Source organism: Bradyrhizobium yuanmingense (genome assembly GCF_025200905.1).
Lineage (GTDB): Bacteria > Pseudomonadota > Alphaproteobacteria > Rhizobiales > Xanthobacteraceae > Bradyrhizobium > Bradyrhizobium yuanmingense.
The window spans coordinates 5,241,381-5,259,736 of sequence record NZ_CP104173.1 but is presented as its reverse complement, the minus strand read 5'-3'; the positions used below and the strand labels follow the sequence as shown (position 1 = coordinate 5,259,736).

Genomic DNA, 18,356 nt, shown 5'->3' with positions numbered 1-18,356 from the left:
CATGTCATCCACGTTGCGCCTCTCGATCATCCTGGTGCTCTTGCTCGCAACCACCGCATTCGGGCTGATCGCCTACAACATGAACCTGCCGAAACAGGTTCCGGTAACGGTTACGGCGCAAGGGCCGGCGCCTCCTTCGACTGTCGGGTATTTTGTCGCGGCACGTCCGCTGTCGAAAGGTACATTGGCCCGCGAAGAAGATTTCGCCGTGCGCTCGGCGTCGCCTGAACGCCTTCCCGCAGGGGCGATCCTGGAAACACCGGACTCGAAGGCCGGACTTCCCGGCTCTCTGGTCCGCAAGTTCGTCGACGCTGGCAGTCCCATCACCTTGCAGGACGTATTGCGACCTCGGGATCGTGGCTTCCTGGCCAGCGTCCTGGCACCGGATAGCCGCGCGATCAGCATCAAGGTGGACGAGGAGTCTGGCGTGTCGGGGCTGATCAGGCCGGGTGATCATGTTGATGTCTTGTTGACCCAGGTGTTCGAGAAGGCAGATCCCGCGCGCCGGGCCCTGAGCGAGACCGTTCTAGGAAACGTTCGAGTCATCGCGATTGACCAGGAAATCATGCAGGGTGGCCGAACCGTAAGCTCGGTAGCCGGCTCGGTGGCCGGCAAGCAAGCGCAGACTGTATCGTTGGAGCTTGCCCCGGACCAGGTCAAGAAGATCACGGTCGCAAGGCAGCTCGGAACGCTTTCCCTGGCGGTGCGGGCCGCAGTCGAGCAGTGGGATACGGCGGACACTGGCGCCATGTCCAGCTGCGATGTGTCGCCGGAAATCGCCCGCCAAAATGCGATTGCCGGCCGGACAGCAGCGGTCGTTGTTCATTCCGGTGGTCAGATAAAACAATACTCCGTCAGGAAACAGGAATCTGCCGACGGCGACGTTCCGATCAACTGCGACGGGTCGGAAGTGTCCCGCCGCGGAGCGACGATGGTGGTTCAGGCAGGCAAGTTGCTGGAGAAACGTTGATGAGCGTTAACATAGCGGCCCTCAGCACTCCTGAAGAAGCGACGTCTGTTGTCGCCCGCAATCGAATCGTCTGCTTCGTCAATGACGAATTGAGTGCCGCGGCTCTGCGCAAGGGCCTTGAAGGCAGCAATATTTCGATCAAGCGGGGCACGATCCGCAATGCCATACGGATGCTCGAAACGGACACCGAACTATTCGCCCTGGTGACGGACATCAGTGGTATCGATGATCCATTTGCCGAACTGGAGCGGCTGGCCGGCGTCTGTCCGCCCGATGTCCGGGTGGCTCTGATCGGTGAAAGCAGGGAGATCACCTTCTATCGCGCGCTTATGGAACTCGGCCTGACCGAGTACCTGCCGAGACCGATCACGCGGGACATGGTGCTGGACCAGCTGCGCCCAAAGCTGCTGGGCGATCGTGCGCCGGCGCCGACCGACCGAGGCGGGCATGTGATCTCGATCTGCGGCGCGCAGGGCGGTGCCGGCGCAACGAGCATCGCCATCAATCTTGCGCTGCAACTGGCGGAGACCACCAAGGCCAAGGTCGCGCTGCTCGATCTTCATCTTCAAGGCGGCGAAACAGCGGTGATGCTGGGTGTTCAGCCCGGACCAGGCCTGCGCATCGCCCTGGAGAACCCGATGCGGGCGGACACGTTGTTCCTCGAGCGCGCCGCAATCGCAGTCAACGAGCGGGTTAGCCTGATTTCCGCCGATGAGGAGCTGGACGCTCAGCTCGACATCACCGAAGCGGGCGTGAGGCACGTCCTTGGCCTGCTCCGCCAACGATTCAACTACATCGTTGTCGATGTCCCGGTCCCGTTTCCGTCATCCATCCATCCGGTGATTTCTCTTTCCCGGCACGTGCTGGTGCTGCTGGAGGCGGAGGTGACCGGACTTCGCAATGCCCACGCACTGCGGGCCGCCGTCACCAACATTGCCGGCAGGGATCGGGTCTTCACCTTGCTGAACCGTGCCAATCGCCCGGGCGGCCTTCCCAGGGCCGCGGTGGTCAAGGCGTTGGGGACAGAGCCTGACATGGTCGTACCCGATCTCGGGAAGGGCATGACCCAGGCGGTCAATCTCGGAATTCCCGCGCTGAAGCACGTATCTGCACTGCGACGCCATCTCGCGCCGATCGTACGGGAGATCACGGGGCTTGGCGCCGAGCAGAAGGGACGGCTGAGGAGGCTGCTGGGGCTATGAGAAAGTTTGGTAGGCGCGACGAGGAAACGCCGGTTCGCTTGCCTGCATCGACGCCGAGCTTGGCTGCAACGACGCCAAGCGTGCCTGCATCAACCTCAAGGCGCGACGAGGCTTCGATTGACCGGCCGGTGATGCCAGCTTCGCTGCGCGAACGCGTCATTGAGCAGATTGAGCCATCAGTGGCCGCAACTGTTTCGCGTGACGTCCTTCGGCGCCAGATCGAGGAAATCATCCATGGCATCGCCAATGAGGAACGGCTCGAACTGTCGGGTCGCGAGCAGCTTCAACTGGCGGACGAGATTGCCGACGACATGACCGGCTATGGGCCGCTGCGTCCGCTTCTGCTCGATCAATCGATCAACGACATCATGATCAACGGGCCGAGCAACGTTTATGTCGAACGAGCCGGCAAGCTGGAGCGGATCGCGGTGCGCTTCCGCGACAATGATCACATCGCATCGGTGGCCCAGAAAATTGCCGCGCAAGTTGGACGGCGCATCGACGAATCCAGTCCGATGGTGGATTGCCGCTTGTCCGACGGCAGCCGCGTCAACATCATCTTCCCGCCGCTGGCGATCCACAGCCCCTGCATCTCGATTAGAAAGTTTCCGAGCCGCCGCCTGGATATCGCCGCACTGATCGAAAACGGCTCGATGACCGCAGCCGTCGGACAATTGCTGGAGATTGCCGCCCGGTGTCGGCTCAATGTCCTGGTCTCCGGCGGCACCGGGTCCGGCAAGACGACGCTGCTCAACGCCATGAGCCAGTTCATCGATCACAGCGAACGCGTCGTCACCATCGAGGATGCGGCGGAGTTGCAGCTCCAGCAGCCGCACGTGATCAGCCTGGAGACCCGGCCTCCCAGCCTTGAAGGCACGGGGCAGGTGACACAGCGCGATCTGTTGTGGAATGCGCTGCGCATGCGTCCTGACCGGATCGTCGTGGGCGAGGTGCGCGGGGCCGAAGCGTTTGACATGCTGCAGGCGATGAACACCGGCCATGATGGTTCGATCTCCACGGTCCATGCCAATAGTGCTCGCGACGCCCTGACCCGCATCGAGAACATGGTGCAGATGGGGCAGGTGAATCTGCCGTCGCGAGCCATTCGAACTCAGATCGTCGCTGCACTGGATCTCATCGTGCAAGTCGAACGCATGCGCGATGGGCAACGTCGCATTATCCAGATCAGCGAGGTGATGGGGCTGGAATCGGATGTGATCACCACCAATGACATCGCAACATTCGAATACCAGGAGGAGGACGACAATGGGCGGATCTCGGGCACTTACCGGGCCACCCTTGCAGTCCCGAAATTCAAGAGCCGTCTCGTCTATTTCGGGCTCGATCGCGCCTGGGCCGAGGCAGTGAGGCAGATATGATACCTGAGGCCGTGATCGTCGCTGTTCTGGTGCTCGCGATGTGCGCAGCCGTCGGCTCGTTATGGCTCGACGGCCGGGAGCGACGCATGGACCGCCGGCTGGCGGTCGCTCTACCGGCCTCCCATCCGGCCAGCCTGCCATCCATTCGCCGGGCGGAGACCGGCTCCCGGTATCTGCTTCTCCACCGTTTGGCCAATTACAGGCCCGAGATGGTTCACGCCTGGCATCCGGCGTATGTGCTGCTTGCTGCCGCTATCGCCGTAGCAGCGATCTTCTACGCTAATCGCCTGCTGGGATTTTCCGTTTTCTACGTGTCTGTCGCGGCTGCGGTTGCCGCCGTGGTAGTCGTGCGAGGTCTGTTTGGCTGGCAGCAACGTCGGTTCGCCAGTCAACTTCTCCGGCAGCTGCCTGACGCCATTCAGCTGGTGACGAGTACGGTTCGATCGGGTCTGCCTGTGCACGAAGCATTTCGCACCATCGCGCGCGAAATGCCGCAACCGACGTCTGGACAATTTGCAATCGTATGCAGCGAAATGAATCTGGGAAGACCTCCGGAGGAAGCCGTCGAAGGCGTCTATCGGCGAACGCAAGTGGCAGAGTATGCGATGTTTGCGGTGACACTTGCGGTTCAATTGAAGTCCGGCGGCAGCTTGGCCGAGACCTTGCAGACGCTGGGCGACACGGTGAGTCAGCGTGTTGCGCTCGCTGCTCGCGCCAAGGCGCTGGCGGGAGAAGTGATCTTTTCCTCGCGAGCACTCACGATCTCGCCCCTGATTGCCGGAGCATTGCTATACGCGGCCAATCCGCAGAACGTCGATCTGCTGTTCACTGACCCGACCGGAAACAAGCTTCTGGCTTACGCGGTAGTCTCGGTGCTCATCGGGCATCTGGTGATAAGTTGGATGGTCAGGCGGGAAACAGAACTATGACTTTTGGTCTCGGGCTGGCGGCCCTCGCAGTCGTAGCTGGAACGGCGGCCTTCATGTTGATCATCCGCGAACTACACGTCCGTGCATTGGACACGCGGGTCTCAAACGCCGTGATGGGTATCCCTTACCGTTCAGCCCCCTTCAAAGACCTGACCGGTTGGTTCTCGTGGCTGGGCATGCGCTATCGGCGCTTCTACGCCGAGGAGAATCTGGAGGAGCTACGAACGGTCCTCCACTCATCTGGATTCAATCATCATAGAACCTTGCCGATCTGGATCGGCATCAAGATCGTCAGCATGTTCGCGCTGCCGGTCATTGCGCTGCTTCTGGCGCAACTTTCGGGAAGGAGACCTGCCGACGTGCTGGTCTTCACGCTGATGGGTGTGGTGATCGGAATCTTGGGTCCGCGATTGGCTCTGTCGGTGATGAAGCGGCGCTTTGATGCTGCCATTCGGCTGGGCACGCCGGATATGATCGATTTGCTGATCGTGTGCAGCGAGGCGGGAATGGGCCTGGAAAGCGGGCTGGGGCGCGTCGCCGAAGAAATGAAGTCGACCAATCCTGCCATGGCCTGGGTGCTGCACCGACTCCTTGATGATCTCCGGATACTGCCAAGTCGCGTCGAAGCATTCGAGAATTTGGCGGTCACTTCGGATGGTCTTCGCCGGTTCGGCACGATGATCAGCCAGAGCTTGCAGTACGGAACGCCGTTGGGTCAGGCGCTGCGCAGTATCGCGCTCGACCTGCGGCGGGAACGCATCACCAAGCTGGAAGAAAGGGCGCACAAGTTGGGCGCCAAGCTGACCATTCCGATGGTGCTGTTCCTGCTCCCAGCCATGTTCGTCATCATGGGGGGAAGTCCCGTTCTTCACCTCGTGCGTTCGTTCGCCAGCTTCGGAAAGTAGCCATGAGCACAATTGCCCTCTCCAAGAGCGGATCTTACGACCGGATCATGCGGCTGCTTGGCAGCTTGTGGTTCTTGTTGCTGGCTCTTTGCGTCGCCGTCAGGATTGGGGCGTCGCTGCACGATCCGTGGCCCTCGCTCTTGTCGAGCTTTTGCCTCGGCATCTTCTACATGCTCCTGGCACTGTTGATCATGACGCGCTCACCGGCAAAGGCGCATGCCGACGGCCTGCTTCCAAGAATAGCTGCCTTCGTCGGCAGCTATCTGCCGTGGTCGATCAGCTTCCTCGGCAAAACCGACGACACGCTGCCCAACCTGGCATCGACGGCTTGCGTGCTGGTCGGCACGATCATGATGCTCGTCACCATCCGACATCTGGGGCGGTCGTTCAGCCTGGTGCCGCAGGCGCGCTCGGTGGTCCAGACCGGACCCTATCGATGGATCAAGCACCCGCTCTATGTCGCCGAAGAAATCGTGGTGCTGGGCGTCGTGCTGCAATACCTGACACCGGTCACGGTGATGGTCCTGGTTCTGCATATAGGCATTCAGGTCTGCCGAATCCTTTACGAAGAAGACCTGCTTCGGCGCAATTGCCTCGAGTATTCGAGTTACGAAGCATCACGTTGGCGAGTGATTCCTTACGTTTGGTGAGCGGCTATGCGTGGCCGGATTGTGGTGGACATGGTTCAGATCGCTGCGGCTCGGGTGACGCGATCGCACGTGGCAAGTCCCCGTGGAGGCAGGCGCGCGTATCGTAAAGGGTCCTTCGTCGCCGATCAGCGCGGCGCCGTCGCGTTTGAGACAGTCATCGTTTACATTTTCATGGTGTCGTTCCTGCTGATGCCGCTTGCCGACGTCGCTGCCGCGGGCTTCCGGTTTATCTCTGCGTGGTCGGCCTTGCGCTCATTCGGACAATACATTCAATACAAGAGTCCGCCCGACCCGGCGAACCCGGGGACCTGGGTGTCGACGCTGCAGACAACGGTCGCCGGGCATACCATCGGCAACATCCAGGTCATGTGCGGAAGCACAGCCTGCAACTCCGGCAACCTTGGTTTGACTCCCAAGTACTTTACGTTTTCGACGACCGTCACTTTGGCCCCGATTGTGTTGACGTCGGTGCTGTGCCCCAGCAGTTGCACGTACACGCTGCCTTACTCCGAACGTTTCCAGTAGGTGTTCTCATGCGCAGTCTGCTCCGTTCCAGACGAGGCTCGGCCGCATTCGCAACAGTCATCGTGCTGATTCCGCTCATCGGCGTGGTCGCACTCGGGGCCGAGGCGGGATCGTGGTACGTCACCAGGCAGCACGCGCAGAATGCCGCCGATGCAGCGGCCTACTCGGGCGCCCTGCGACTTGCATGCGACAATGCTGGTGTGCTCTGCGATACATCAGTGGATTATCAAGCAAAGGAATTCGCGGCACAGAACGGGTTCTGCAACACCGGCGATACGGCCTATCCGGGCACCAACTGTGCGCCAAGCCTTCCAACGGGAATCTCGCGGGCGGTGCAGATCGACGTCGGCAGCTATAGTGCGGGTGCGTTCACAACGCCGCCCGCAGGAGGCGGCGGTAACGCCGTTCGCGCCCTCGTCAGTCAGCAACAGCCGGCCTACTTGTCGGCAGTGCTGGGTTTGACGACCGTCAACATCCCCGCCCAAGCCATCGCTCTGGTCGAACTGCCGAGCAAGGTGTGCGCCTTGGCGCTCGGACCTGATCCGAACGGCGGCGGAGGGGCGCTTAAGATTGCCGGTAACGTCAGCAACAACGGCACGGGTTGCCCGATAATGTCGGATGCCAGTGTTCAGTTTGCCAGCACTGCCTCTTTCACCGGTTCGGGATGGGCCGTCTTGGGTGTAACCGGCTGTAGTCCAGCCAGCACCTGCGCCAATCCCGGCGTCACGTACAACTATTTCATGCCGTATGCCAACAATCCACTTAGCAAATTGGACAGCCAATCGTTCAATAGCTTGACCTCGAGCGGGAAGCCAAACGATTTGGCATGCAGTGGTACGTTGACGCCTAATACCCCGCCGAGCAGCACTAACCTGTACCGCAACCTAACGTGCACGACCGGGAACGCGGTAGATTTTAGTCCGGGCACGTACTTTTTCTACAATGGCACGATAAGATTCAATGGCGGAACCATCACTTGCAGTGCCTGCACACCCTGGCCACCGGCTGGCACAGGTTTAGGCGTCACTCTTGTATTACTCGGGGATTCCAGCATTTCCATCTCTGGCGGCGCTGTAGTTAATCTGTCCGCGCCTTACACCAACACTTTCTCTTCTGATCTGAACGGCGTTCTGATTGATGATCAAGCACCGAGCAAGAGCAGTAATCAGGTCACCATCAACGGTGGTTCGGTTAAGCTGGGTGGTGCGATGTATTTCCCGCACGTCGACGTGACCTGGAACGGAGCGACGCAAAGTACCAATACGACCTGTTCACAAGTGATCGCCAAAACTCTCACCATGGGCGGTGGCGGCTTCCTGAGCACGGATGGATGTAATCCGGTCACCGTCCCTTACACCCAAGTTGTCCGCTTGGTGCAGTGATGAGAAAGCTCGATCAGCGGGGCATCGCATCGTTCGAGTTCATCCTCGCCTTTGTGTCCCTTTTCATGTTGATCTTCGCCATCTTCGATCTCGGACGCTATGCGATCACGATGCAGTCCTTGCGGACGCTCGCGAGCGCGGGGGCCCGAGCGGTCATGATCAACTGCTACACGCCTGCCTTGCTTCAAAGCCCGCCTCAGTCGCCGTCAAGCTGCGCGGGCGATCCCATGTCCACAACCGCAAAGCAGACTGCCGCGCCGTTCCTGTATCGCGGCGGTCTCACGCCGACGCTGAGCGTGGCATCCAGCGGCACCAATTTGACAGTGACCGCTTCTCAAGCCGGCTTCACCATGCTGATGCCGATATGGGGTACGACGCTCAATGCACCGAGCGCGTCAACGCAAATTCCCTTTTAGGCAAAATATGGCAACGTGCCTTACCCATCTTGGCCGACATCGCCTCGGGTCGGCGCTCGAGCTGGACAAACCCCTCGGAATCGAACTGCGCCAAAGCAATCTGAGCCTGGCCAAGTGCCGTTTGGAGACGACGAGCCGACGCCGTTCGATCGTGAGCCACGACGGAATCGCGCAAACGTGGTCGTGCTGCAGCAGTTCTGAACGGAGCTGCAGAGAGAAATGATGCGCGCCCGCAACATTGGAAAGTTTTCTTTGCCACTTGAGGCTGTGCGGTAAGCGTCTCTTCTTGCACGCAGGCAGCATCAAGGACGATGATCTTGGAAACGCGAAGTAACGAATTGTAGTCGGACATCTTGTAAGCTCTGCGGGGTGGTGCGCAGAGGGGAACTATTGGGGATATCGAGCACGTAGATTTGCGGGGGAGCCGCGGATCGCAGTTGGGGGGACTCGAATGGGTGGCGGTCGCATTTCGGGTAAGATAAGGAGGCTTCTCGCCTTCAGCGTGATGGGTCTTGGCGCGGCGCTCGCCTCCTTTGCGTCCGCTGACCCCGCGATGGCGGCAGACCGGCGGGGCTCCTCCGGCGGCGGCGTCTTCGTCAGCGAAATGAACGACGTCCAGCGGGTCAAGGTGGTGGTCAACAAGTCACGCACCTTCAAGGTCGATACGGCTTTCGCAACTATCGTGGCCGGCTCGCCCGACATTGTGGACGTGAAGTCGCTCAGCGATCACCTGATCTACGTCCAGGGCAAGCAGACCGGCACCACCAACGTCATCCTGCTCGACTCCTCGATGAAGCAGATCGGCATCCTCGACGTCGAGGTCGTGATCGATACCGGCAATCTCCAGCAGAATATCCGCAGCAGCACTGGCGGGCACGGGATCCGCGTCTCGGCTTCCGAGGGCCAGGTGGTGCTCAGCGGAACGGCCGCCGATGCGGTTACGGCCGAGCGGGCCATGGCGATCGCCACCAGCACAGTCGCGAAGGGGGGCACTGTCGTCAACGCGATGAGTGTCGCGGCGCCGCAGCAGGTGATGCTGGAGGTGCGTTTTCTCGAGGTCACCCGGGATGCCGGCCGCGACCTCGGTGTGAACCTGTACGCAGCGAATGCCAACGGGACCAACGTCGCGAATACGGGACGTGGCAATTTGAGCACTACGGCGGGCCGGCGACCGATTGGTGGTATCAACACCGCCAATAGCCCCCTGGGCGTTGGCGGCGGCGCTGTCGGTGCCCCCCCAACCGGCAGCCTGCCGTTACTCGGAACAGCTGGTACGCTTCTTGGCACAGCGGGCGGCATAGCTCCGATCCCGTTCGGAAGCTTGTTGACCAGCATCGTCCGAACCAGCAATGGCGGTTCGGTGGACTTGTTGATCTCTGCGCTGGAAACCAAAGGATTGGCTCGCAGGTTGGCCGAGCCGAACTTGACCACGCTTTCCGGAGATGCAGCGCGCTTCCTGGCCGGTGGTGAGTTTCCAGTGCCGATTCCGAACACGACCGCAGCCGGCTTTCCGACCATCACCATCGACTACAAGAAGTTCGGTGTCGAACTGGCCTTTGTCCCCACCGTGCTCTCGCGGGGGGTCATCAACCTTCGGGTGGAGCCGTCGGTCAGCGAGCTTGATTTCGCCAATGCAGTGACGATTCAGGGGACGACAGTTCCGGCGTTGACCCGCCGCGATGCACGGACCACGGTGGAGCTGCGGGACGGCCAGAGCTTTGCGATCGCCGGCTTGCTGCAAACCCGCAACCGTCAGGACGTTTCGCAATTGCCCTGGATCGGTTCGGTGCCCGTGCTTGGAGCCTTGTTCAGCAGCAAGTCGTACCAGCAGGAGGAAACCGATCTCGTCATCATCGTGACGCCGCGCCTGGTCGCACCGGCCGCACCCGGTCAGCAATTGGCGTCGCCGCTCGACTCTCGCCTTCCGGCCAACGACGTCGATTTCTTCCTCAATGGCCAGATGGAAGTCCGCAAGCGTTACAATGACTACGTCAACTCCGGCGGCGACGTTAAAGGACCTTATGGTCACATCATCGCTCCCGAGCTCACTGCGACCATTCCGGCACCGGCTGTTGCGAACCAGCCCGTCGTAAAAACGCTCAACTGAGAAGGAAGCGGGAGATGACCATCAGGTATCTGGCTCTGTTCGCACCGCTGCTGCTCGGGGGATGTTACGGGGTGGCCGGTCATGACGAGGTGGACCGCTATTTCCAGCGTTCAGACACCATCACGATGAGTGCCGGCAATGCCAAGGAGGTCAACGCGGTCACCCACACAATCCATCCATGGCCGCGAAACGTCGGTGATCGCAGGATCACGTACGACGCGCGGCGCGTGGGCGCCGCCGTGACTCGCTATGGCAACACGAAACAGCCAGTGGATCAGCTTCCCGACATTGGCGATGCGACGAAACAAATGGGCGTGCGGACTGCCCCAACCCAGAACGTCAACATAGAAGGATTGGGGGCTGGATCGACTGCTGGAGTATCAGTGCCGGTTGGTGGAGTAGGCGTAGGCGGCAGGTAACGATTTTTAGTGCGTGGTTTTGGCGATGTTGTTTGCGAACGGCGCAGTGAAGTTGCTGCGACGTGCGGGGGACCAAGGGGTTATGCGACGTATCATCTTCATGCTGACCTGTTGCTGGTTGGGGATCGGCCTTGCGGGGTGTGATCATACGCTGAGGCAGGCTGCCGTCGTCGCTCCCGTCGAGCCGCCTGGGGGGGACCCCGTGCAGGAGCCGACGGACGTCAAATATTATCCCTCGGACGAGCCGGTACGGCTGGGCTTGGAGCATTTCAACCGCGGCAGCTACGGGTTAGCCAATCGCTATTTCAGGGATGCGGTCGAGAAATCGCCGAAGGACGTGACGGCCTGGGTTGGACTCGCGGCGAGCTATGATCGGATACGTCGCTTTGATCTCGCCGATCAGGCCTATGCCCAAGCGATCCGGCTGGGCGGCGAAACCGTGCAGGTCCTGAACGACCAGGGATATTCGTACATGCTGCGCGGCAATCTGAGTGCGGCGCGCCGAAAGTTCGAGAAGGCCTATTCGCTCGATCCAGGCAACCCGGTTATCGCCAATAACCTCGAGCTTCTCAATGGCAGCCGGCGGTTCATTGAAAGACCACCGAACAACCAGCCTTAAGAGGGCGATCGACTACTGCGATCGCGGCCAGTTCTCGTCAATTGGGCCCAATTACAGCATCAGCGTGACGGCTGCCGCTGCGGACGATGACAACAACGCCATTGCGAACGGTAAATCTCGCGCCGAGCAGCTTCCGCACCTTGTCCGTGATCGGAGAGGAAAAGGGAACGGTTTCTCCCACGACGGGATCGCCGACCTTTGTCGTCTCAGTCGCGGGGCCAGCAACTGGTGCAGGCTTGATATAGTCTCGGACAAGCTGAATCTCTTCACGTGACAGGATGAGCGGAGCCTGGTCGCCTTGGATCTCCGACGGCGGTTTGGGTATTCCACGGCTTGCCTTTTCGCGCATCTCGTTCGTGCTTGCGATCTGATCGAGCCTGGCTACGCGTAGCTTGAGTGCGATGATATCACGTTGCAGTGTTGCGATCTCCAATTTGCGCGCGTTGACCTGCATGAAGACAATGATCGCGCAAACGCAACTCACGACGAAGCCGACGCTCAGCAGTGCGATCAACCAGCGCTCGAAGTTTCCCGTCGACCCCCCGGTCGTTCGGGGGAGTTGATCGCGCTGGAGATGGCGCCGCCAGATGCGACGTGCTCGGTCGATCCAATTGGTAGAGCCCGTTACACCGGTCCCCGCCCGGCCCGACCCAAAATGCGCGGGTGACGAGGCGGCTTTCTCTCGGGCCGGTTCAACGGACGACGACGTGTCGACTTGCTCAAGCCCAAGATTGTCGGCGACGCGATCCGCCGTCGTCAGATGCGCGGCAGGGTGGAACGGATCCATCTGCTTATCGAGCCGGCCCATCTCCGCTCTCCATGCAGCCATCTATCAACTTCGCCAGTTCCGCTGACGCGGCGGAATGAGGGTACCCGAGGATTCGATCAATCGGAACGGAAAAGGCTCCAATCCGCCGCGTGAGCCGCTCCAACGGTAGCTTGCAAGAGACACGGCGCCAACCAGGGTCTACCCCGCGGATGCTCCGACCGCGCGGATGTTAGCCGGTGAAATGCAGCACTTTGATCGTGCGACGAACGCCCACTTTCAGTCGGATAAGCCCGGTCGTGCGACCAGCAAGTCATTGATCGTTCTCAACCCAAGGCTGACTCTTAATCAGCGGGTCCCAGGTTCGAGCCCCGGTGCGCCCACCAAGTTCTTCAAGGACTTGCCCTCGCGAACCGTTTGAGACGACCGAACTGAAACGGTTTTTCAAACGGTGATTTTGGCGACCAATCGGCGGGGCCACTCTCGGCATTGTGATCTACTTTACCCGCCGAGGCGGAGGCGAAGCCGACTCGAAGGCCGCCCGACAGAACCGCTTTCAACGTTCTGTCTGGATTAGAGCCGGCCGACATAGCCGGCATCTTCCCACTTCGTTTCTTGTCGTCGGCGACGCATGGGGGCAGCTGCGCCGCGCTGCGAGTATGTAGAGAGACCGGCGCATCCTGGCCATGGCAACCCCACCTCACAGCAGGATTGTCGCTGCGAGTGGCACCAGTCATGCCGTCAATGCCGCTCGCGCAACGATTCCTGTCCTCTCGTCAGGCTCGGCGCCGTCGAGAAAGACTTTCACCGCGGTGCGAGCGCGCAAATCGATGTCGGAAAGCGTTGGTACGTCGCCGAGCTGAAGCACGGCCTCCAGATGGACGTTTCCATGGAGCATCCCAAGAAACTGACGGGCGCCGGCTTCGCAATGTGCTAGATCGATTTCTCCGGCCTGCTTCGCTTTTGCCAGAATTTTCGTAAGGACCGCGATGGCCGGCGTAGGTCCGTGTTGCGCGTAGGCCCGTGTCGCATCGGGGTAGCGGTCCGCTTCAAGTATGGCTGTATAACAGACCTCCAGCAACGACGGCGTCATCATCGTTTCGAGGAGATTGCGCCCAATGATGATGAGTAGTTCCCTGAGTGGCAAGGAAAGCTGGTCGGCACTGACGCTCAGCGCGTTGGACGAGTAATGGCGGACGACTTTGGTGAACTGGTCGACGAGAAGTTGCTGCACGTTCTCGCGCCGCGTTGACCTTTCGCGCAGTAGCTGCCGGTAGAGACCGTGCGGTGTCCATGTCCAGCTCGGTCGGCCGAGCAAGAACGCCGAGAGAACCGCGCAGTTCGACCAACCGCGAAGCTGGCTCGCCTTGCCCGGGACCGCTTCGCGGACCCGCAGGATATCACCCGTCGCACCCCACCGAAGAAATCTGACGGCATCGGCCGGTGGCAGGATCGTCACCATCATGCGCGTCCACCACGGCTCAACGAGCAGCCAACTCCCCGTGCTCGTGGGCCGCATGGCAAAGACATGCTTATGCCTGTGATGGACGAAGCGATGCCACCATTGCCGTCGAAGGCCGGGCACGAAACAGACGATCCAGTCGGCGGGGTCGACTGTCACCAGGGACCCATTATCGTCGATGCTGTTCGCCAGGTCCGCCGGGACGTCGCCGACAACCTTCAGTCTTGAAGGGCTCTCGCTCGGGCCAGACCATCTTGACCGGCCAATATCATTGGCTGCGCTCATCGCTAAATGCTCCTCGTGCTCCCACATCCATGAATGAAGCTTTCGATACTGGCTCTGACGCGGTCGGCGGCTGGGGCTTCGAGGCTGATTGCCGGAGTCAGCATCAGCGCCTGGTAGAGCGGTTCTCTCAGTAGTCCCAGCAATTGCTCGGCGTATAGCTGAGCGTCCGATATCGACAGGATCCCCCGCTCATTTGCTGCGGACAGAAACTCCCGTAGCTTGAGTGTGACAATCGCTTGTCCCGCCTCGTGCACCCGCTTCTTCAGCGCAGGATTGCGTGCACCCTCGTTCATCATCATCCGAACGAACCCGACCAGGGTGGTCGAGTACTCCTCCCAGGCAACGCGGCCGAACGCGATGAGTGTTTCGCGTGCATCATCTACGGTGCCGGGGTGCGCTCTCCTCACCAACGGCTGCGATATGAGGGAGGCTTTGTGTTCGGCGATCGCGACAATGAGATCGTCGACGCTCTCGAATGCCGATAGAATGTCTTCCGTCGAGTATCCGCTTCGATCCAAGATATTGTCGAGGTCAGCGGGCGCGCCGCTCGGATTGGCGAGAGCCTCGCTGACCGCCAGCACGATCTCGGCGCGAGGGTCTGGCCTCGACACGGCATTGGCTTGGCGGGAGGGTTTCGACGCGGGGTATGTCATGTACGGCTCCTCGGTTCGGGCTAACTGCGCCGCGCGCTTCTTCGCGTGCAGGGCAAACGCGATCTTGATGGTGACCAGAACCGGCGCAGCGATGACGAAAAGAAGAGCGATGGCAGCGAACGCGGTGTCGAAAGCGATCACCGTGGATTGACCGGTGAGGGCTCGACCCAACAGACCCATCGCAGTCCGGCCGGCGGCCACGCTGTCCATTCCTCGTGCTGCGAGCATGGCACTCGTCGTTCCCAGCCGCTCGCTGACCGCGGGAAGGCCTGCGGTGACACTCGCGCCAAGCACCGTGGCATTGGTGGTGACATTGTGGTCGATCATGGTCTGGAGCCCGGCTACCCCCATGAGGCCTCCGAGCTGGCGCCCGGCGTTGAAAAGACCGATGCCGGACGCTCGATTGCGGTTGTTGAGGTCGCTGAAAGCGATAAGGGTGATCGACAGGAAGAGGAAGCCAAGTCCAAAGCCGCGAAGCAGGATGGCGGCCATCATGTCGTCGGCGCCACTTTCGCTGGTCGAGCCGGACAGCATCCACATCGCGGCCATGATCATCAGGATTCCGAACGGCACCGTGGCGATAGGGGGAGCGCCCCTGACCTGCATGAGAAAGGCAGCAATGAGGAGCGCGCCGACGAAAAGCGCGCCGCTCGGCAATAGGAGCTGGCCGGCCTCACTTGGCGTGAACGCGAGTACGGACACGGCAAACGACGGGATCAGATACGCGCTGCCGAACAAGGCGGCACCGGCGACGAAACTGACGATGAAGGCGAAGGAGAAATCGCTCGACCGGAACAGGGTGAAATCGAACAGGCCTTGGCTTTTGGCCATCGCTTGTTGGCCGAGAAATGCCAGCAAGGCGGCTGCGCCGATCACGGTCAGCCACGCGATGCGAGGCTCTTCGAACCAGCGCCATCGGCTGCCTTGGTTGAGAACATAGGTGAAGCAGAAGAATGTGACTGAGATCAGCAAGAAGCCGACCCAGTCGAACGGAAGGCGCGCAGCCGCAACGGGCCTGGGGCCGTCTGCGATCAGCAGAAGTCCGATAGCGGCGAGGGCTACCGGAACAACGCCGAAGAAGATCCATGCCCACGACTGGCTGTCGATCAACCATCCCTGGAGCGCCGGAGCGATGGTCGCAGGAGCCACCACGGACCCCATCGCAAACAGAGCCTGAAGGATCGGCTGGTAGGATCGCGGATAGGCGAGAAAAATGATCGACTGTCCCGCGACAAGCAAGGTGCCGCCGGAGAAGCCCTGTATGATGCGGAGTGCGACCAGCAGATCTAACCGATACGTGATGGCGGCGATGCCGCAGGCCGTGCCCATGACCAGCGTCGAACCGATGATCAGGCGGCGCGGACTGGTGCGTGTCATGAGCCAGGAGGCGGCCATGAACCCGACTAGCTTTGTTGCGGTGTATCCGATGTCCAGCCAGGCGAACTCGTCGGGAGTCGCATGGGTGTCGCCAATGATGTCGTTGCGTCCGAGCGACAGGACGGTGCTTGCGATCGCCTCCGTCAGAGTGGCGAGCACGATGCCTGCGACAAGAATGCTTCCTGCCGCGCGCCTGTCGTAGCCTGGCGTGGCGTCGGCGATCGCGGTCATGTGCCGCTTCCTCGATCTATTTGGACACGCGCCGACAGGCCAGGCACGACGCGGCCGGGCAATGGATTTCTGTCGAAGCGGATTTTCACAGGCACCCGTTGAACGACACGAATGAAGTTCCCCGTCGCATTGTCAGCGGGGAGCAGGGTGAACGCAGAACCGCTGCCGGGCGCAAAGCTGTCCACCACACCTTCAATCGTCTGGTTCGGATAGCCGTCCACCTTGATGCGGGCGCGCTGACCGGGCCGGATATGTTCGATCTGGCTTTCCTTGAAGTTCGCCACCACCCACACGTCCTTGACCGGAACGATATCGAGCAAGGAGGTGCCCGGCGTGACAAGCCGGCCGACGCGAACCTGGCGGTTGCCGACGACGCCGTCGACCGGCGCATGCACCACGGTGTGGTCGAGATCGATCTGGGCGAGATCGCGTGCGGCGTGCGCTTGCGCCACTGCAGCAAGTGCAGCTTCGCGCTGGCTGGCAAGGACGGCGACGCGTGCCCGCTGGGCCTCCACCGTTGCCGCCGCCGCCGACACCCCCGCCTCGGTTCTCGATAGCGCCGCATCGCTTTCATCGACCTGCGCCTGGCTGATCGCGTTGGTGCGGATCAGTTCGCGGCGGCGATCGGAGGCCTTGCGCGCCAGATTCATCTCGGCCACGCTCGCAAGTCTTTGAGCTTCGGCCTGCCGTATCAGGGCATGCTGGAGTTGGATCTCCGCATCGACATTGGTGAGGCGGGCTTGGGCGGCTTCGACATTGGCCTCGGCTTGCGCCAGGCGTGCGCGGTAGTCGCGATCGTCGATCCGGAACAGGACGTCGCCTGCACGAACGGTCTGGTTATCCTGAACCTCCACGGCCGTGACGTAGCCTGCAGCCTTCGGCGCGAGCGAGGTCATTTCGCCGCGAATATAGGCGTTATCGGTGAATGTCTCGTTCGAATGGGCATACGCCCAGCCACCAGCCACAAGCACGACAGCGCCGAGGCACAGCACCAAGCCGACCGCCTTCTTGTTAACATGCACCACAATACCCTCCTGCAACGGTTGTTGTCGCTGACAGCTCTGCCAATTCACTCACGGTCCGGCCGCCATCGGCGGAGATCGCGGTTTCCCCGCAATTCGTCGCCAAACCTAGTTGCGCACCGTTATGGCCTTCTTGTATGTCGCGGGGTCATCGAGGATCTTGACCAAATACTCGGCCACGTCCGCGCGGGTGGCTGTTGAGGTGATGTTCCAGCGCAGATCGGTCCCGGCCTTCAGGTTTCCGCGAGCACGCTTGAATGTCAGCGTCGCCGGTCGAACGATCGTCCAATCGCAGTCACTCTCCCGGACAGCTGCCTCCTGCGCCTCCTTGTCTGCCATCACCTCCTTGAGTGCGAGCTTGACCATGAAGCCTGCGCCAAAACTCCCGGTGTGGTAGCTCTCACCGACACTCACCGAGCTCTCAACGATGAGTCGACTCTGGCCTGGAGGCATGGCGGCCAGAATGTTCTTGGTTCCCACCGAGCAAACCGGGACACCGGGCTGGCGTCGACCCAGATCCTCCTTCGCCTGAGGTACCATCCCCAACGTGCAGATCACCGCATCCGCACCTTGGACCGCAGAGGCCACCGAGGCTGCATCCATTGCATCGCCCTCGACGATCCTGAGATTCGGATGCGTCAAGGGCATGCGCTTCGGGTCACGGACAAAGGCAGTGACGACGTGACCCGCGGACAAGGCGGACTCAACGACGAGCCGTCCTGTCGACCCCGTTGAACCAAAGACAACGACGTTCATCACACTCTCCCATCGCGCGGCTGCGAGGCGCGATCGCCGTGCGGAGGGTCCGTGAAGCCAGCAGCATCTTTGCGCGGACACCCAGGTTGCGCCGGGGTCATCAACGGGAGCGCGCACTCGCCGTGGAGGGTGGCTTCCTTGACATGCATGTACACGCAGAAGGCGCAGCCGTTGACCTGCGAGGCGCGCACGGTCTCGTGTTTCATCGAGGTCGAGCTCCAAAAGGATTTTGAGTGAGCGGGCCGCGCTCCGGCGCCGGTAACGCGGCCCTTATCGAATGAGGTGCTTACGATGCGCCTCT

Annotated in this window: 18 protein-coding genes and 2 pseudogenes; 12 read left to right on the top strand and 8 right to left on the bottom strand. The window is 61.1% G+C overall.

What is annotated here, in order from left to right:
• The first annotated feature begins 1 nt into the window (after nucleotide 1).
• Genes cpaB through N2605_RS24885 form a run of 9 tightly spaced genes read left to right on the top strand, consistent with a single transcriptional unit; the run spans nucleotide 2 to nucleotide 8,358 of the window.
• On the top strand, nucleotides 2-970 hold the full coding sequence (gene cpaB, locus N2605_RS24925) for a Flp pilus assembly protein CpaB (protein WP_036031705.1): 969 nt from the start codon (nucleotides 2-4) through the stop codon (nucleotides 968-970).
• Entirely contained in the window at nucleotides 970-2,172 is a 1,203-nt protein-coding gene (locus tag N2605_RS24920) for a CpaE/TadZ family protein (RefSeq protein ID WP_036031703.1), read from the top strand. Before cpaB ends, N2605_RS24920 begins: the two co-directional genes overlap by 1 nt.
• Entirely contained in the window at nucleotides 2,169-3,551 is a 1,383-nt protein-coding gene (locus N2605_RS24915; protein ID WP_036008135.1) for a TadA family conjugal transfer-associated ATPase, read from the top strand. The genes N2605_RS24920 and N2605_RS24915 overlap by 4 nt, the downstream gene beginning before the upstream one ends.
• Nucleotides 3,548-4,480 carry a type II secretion system F family protein gene (locus N2605_RS24910; protein ID WP_260343395.1) on the top strand — a complete coding sequence of 311 codons (933 nt, stop codon included), beginning with the start codon at nucleotides 3,548-3,550 and terminating at the stop codon, nucleotides 4,478-4,480. Before N2605_RS24915 ends, N2605_RS24910 begins: the two co-directional genes overlap by 4 nt.
• Nucleotides 4,477-5,385, top strand: coding sequence for a type II secretion system F family protein (locus N2605_RS24905; RefSeq protein WP_036008129.1), 909 nt, complete (start codon nucleotides 4,477-4,479; stop codon nucleotides 5,383-5,385). The genes N2605_RS24910 and N2605_RS24905 overlap by 4 nt, the downstream gene beginning before the upstream one ends.
• A gap of 47 nt (nucleotides 5,386-5,432) precedes the next feature.
• Complete coding sequence (locus N2605_RS24900) at nucleotides 5,433-6,035, top strand: methyltransferase family protein (RefSeq protein ID WP_260343394.1); 603 nt, start codon at nucleotides 5,433-5,435, stop codon at nucleotides 6,033-6,035.
• Between the two features lie 30 nt (nucleotides 6,036-6,065).
• Nucleotides 6,066-6,560, top strand: a complete 495-nt coding sequence (locus N2605_RS24895; protein WP_225114733.1) for a hypothetical protein — start codon at nucleotides 6,066-6,068, stop codon at nucleotides 6,558-6,560.
• Nucleotides 6,561-6,568: 8 nt separating this feature from the next.
• Entirely contained in the window at nucleotides 6,569-7,942 is a 1,374-nt protein-coding gene (locus N2605_RS24890; protein WP_260343393.1) for a pilus assembly protein TadG-related protein, read from the top strand.
• On the top strand, nucleotides 7,942-8,358 hold the full coding sequence (locus N2605_RS24885; protein WP_225150331.1) for a TadE family protein: 417 nt from the start codon (nucleotides 7,942-7,944) through the stop codon (nucleotides 8,356-8,358). Before N2605_RS24890 ends, N2605_RS24885 begins: the two co-directional genes overlap by 1 nt.
• On the opposite strand, the gene N2605_RS24880 is transcribed toward N2605_RS24885, so the two are convergent.
• Entirely contained in the window at nucleotides 8,321-8,710 is a 390-nt protein-coding gene (locus N2605_RS24880; protein WP_260343392.1) for a hypothetical protein, read from the bottom strand. The two genes, N2605_RS24885 and N2605_RS24880, sit on opposite strands and share 38 nt — an antisense overlap.
• 99 nt (nucleotides 8,711-8,809) lie before the next feature.
• Between N2605_RS24880 and N2605_RS24875 the strand changes: the two genes are divergently transcribed.
• From N2605_RS24875 to N2605_RS24865, 3 genes are all read left to right on the top strand, one after another.
• Complete coding sequence (locus N2605_RS24875) at nucleotides 8,810-10,465, top strand: type II and III secretion system protein family protein (protein WP_260343391.1); 1,656 nt, start codon at nucleotides 8,810-8,812, stop codon at nucleotides 10,463-10,465.
• A 14-nt stretch (nucleotides 10,466-10,479) separates the two neighbouring features.
• Entirely contained in the window at nucleotides 10,480-10,884 is a 405-nt protein-coding gene (locus N2605_RS24870; RefSeq protein WP_036008116.1) for a hypothetical protein, read from the top strand.
• A gap of 82 nt (nucleotides 10,885-10,966) precedes the next feature.
• Entirely contained in the window at nucleotides 10,967-11,503 is a 537-nt protein-coding gene (locus N2605_RS24865; RefSeq protein ID WP_085969012.1) for a tetratricopeptide repeat protein, read from the top strand.
• Between the two features lie 37 nt (nucleotides 11,504-11,540).
• On the opposite strand, the gene N2605_RS24860 is transcribed toward N2605_RS24865, so the two are convergent.
• The 7 genes and pseudogenes from N2605_RS24860 to N2605_RS36485 form a co-directional block, all read right to left on the bottom strand.
• Entirely contained in the window at nucleotides 11,541-12,311 is a 771-nt protein-coding gene (locus tag N2605_RS24860) for a hypothetical protein (protein WP_260343390.1), read from the bottom strand.
• A gap of 691 nt (nucleotides 12,312-13,002) precedes the next feature.
• Nucleotides 13,003-14,016, bottom strand: a complete 1,014-nt coding sequence (locus N2605_RS24855; protein WP_260343389.1) for a TetR/AcrR family transcriptional regulator C-terminal domain-containing protein — start codon at nucleotides 14,014-14,016, stop codon at nucleotides 13,003-13,005.
• Between the two features lie 2 nt (nucleotides 14,017-14,018).
• Entirely contained in the window at nucleotides 14,019-14,309 is a 291-nt protein-coding gene (locus N2605_RS24850) for a TetR/AcrR family transcriptional regulator C-terminal domain-containing protein (protein WP_240538129.1), read from the bottom strand.
• Between the two features lie 390 nt (nucleotides 14,310-14,699).
• Nucleotides 14,700-16,277: pseudogene (locus N2605_RS24845) on the bottom strand (DHA2 family efflux MFS transporter permease subunit); the annotation flags it as partial.
• Nucleotides 16,274-17,299 carry an HlyD family secretion protein gene (locus tag N2605_RS24840; protein WP_425248807.1) on the bottom strand — a complete coding sequence of 342 codons (1,026 nt, stop codon included), beginning with the start codon at nucleotides 17,297-17,299 and terminating at the stop codon, nucleotides 16,274-16,276. The gene N2605_RS24840 and the pseudogene N2605_RS24845, both read right to left, overlap by 4 nt.
• Nucleotides 17,300-17,407: 108 nt before the next feature.
• Complete coding sequence (locus N2605_RS24835; protein ID WP_225148545.1) at nucleotides 17,408-18,055, bottom strand: NAD(P)-dependent oxidoreductase; 648 nt, start codon at nucleotides 18,053-18,055, stop codon at nucleotides 17,408-17,410.
• Nucleotides 18,056-18,156: 101 nt separating this feature from the next.
• Nucleotides 18,157-18,246: pseudogene (locus tag N2605_RS36485) on the bottom strand (carboxymuconolactone decarboxylase family protein); the annotation flags it as partial.
• Nucleotides 18,247-18,356: the final 110 nt, after the last annotated feature.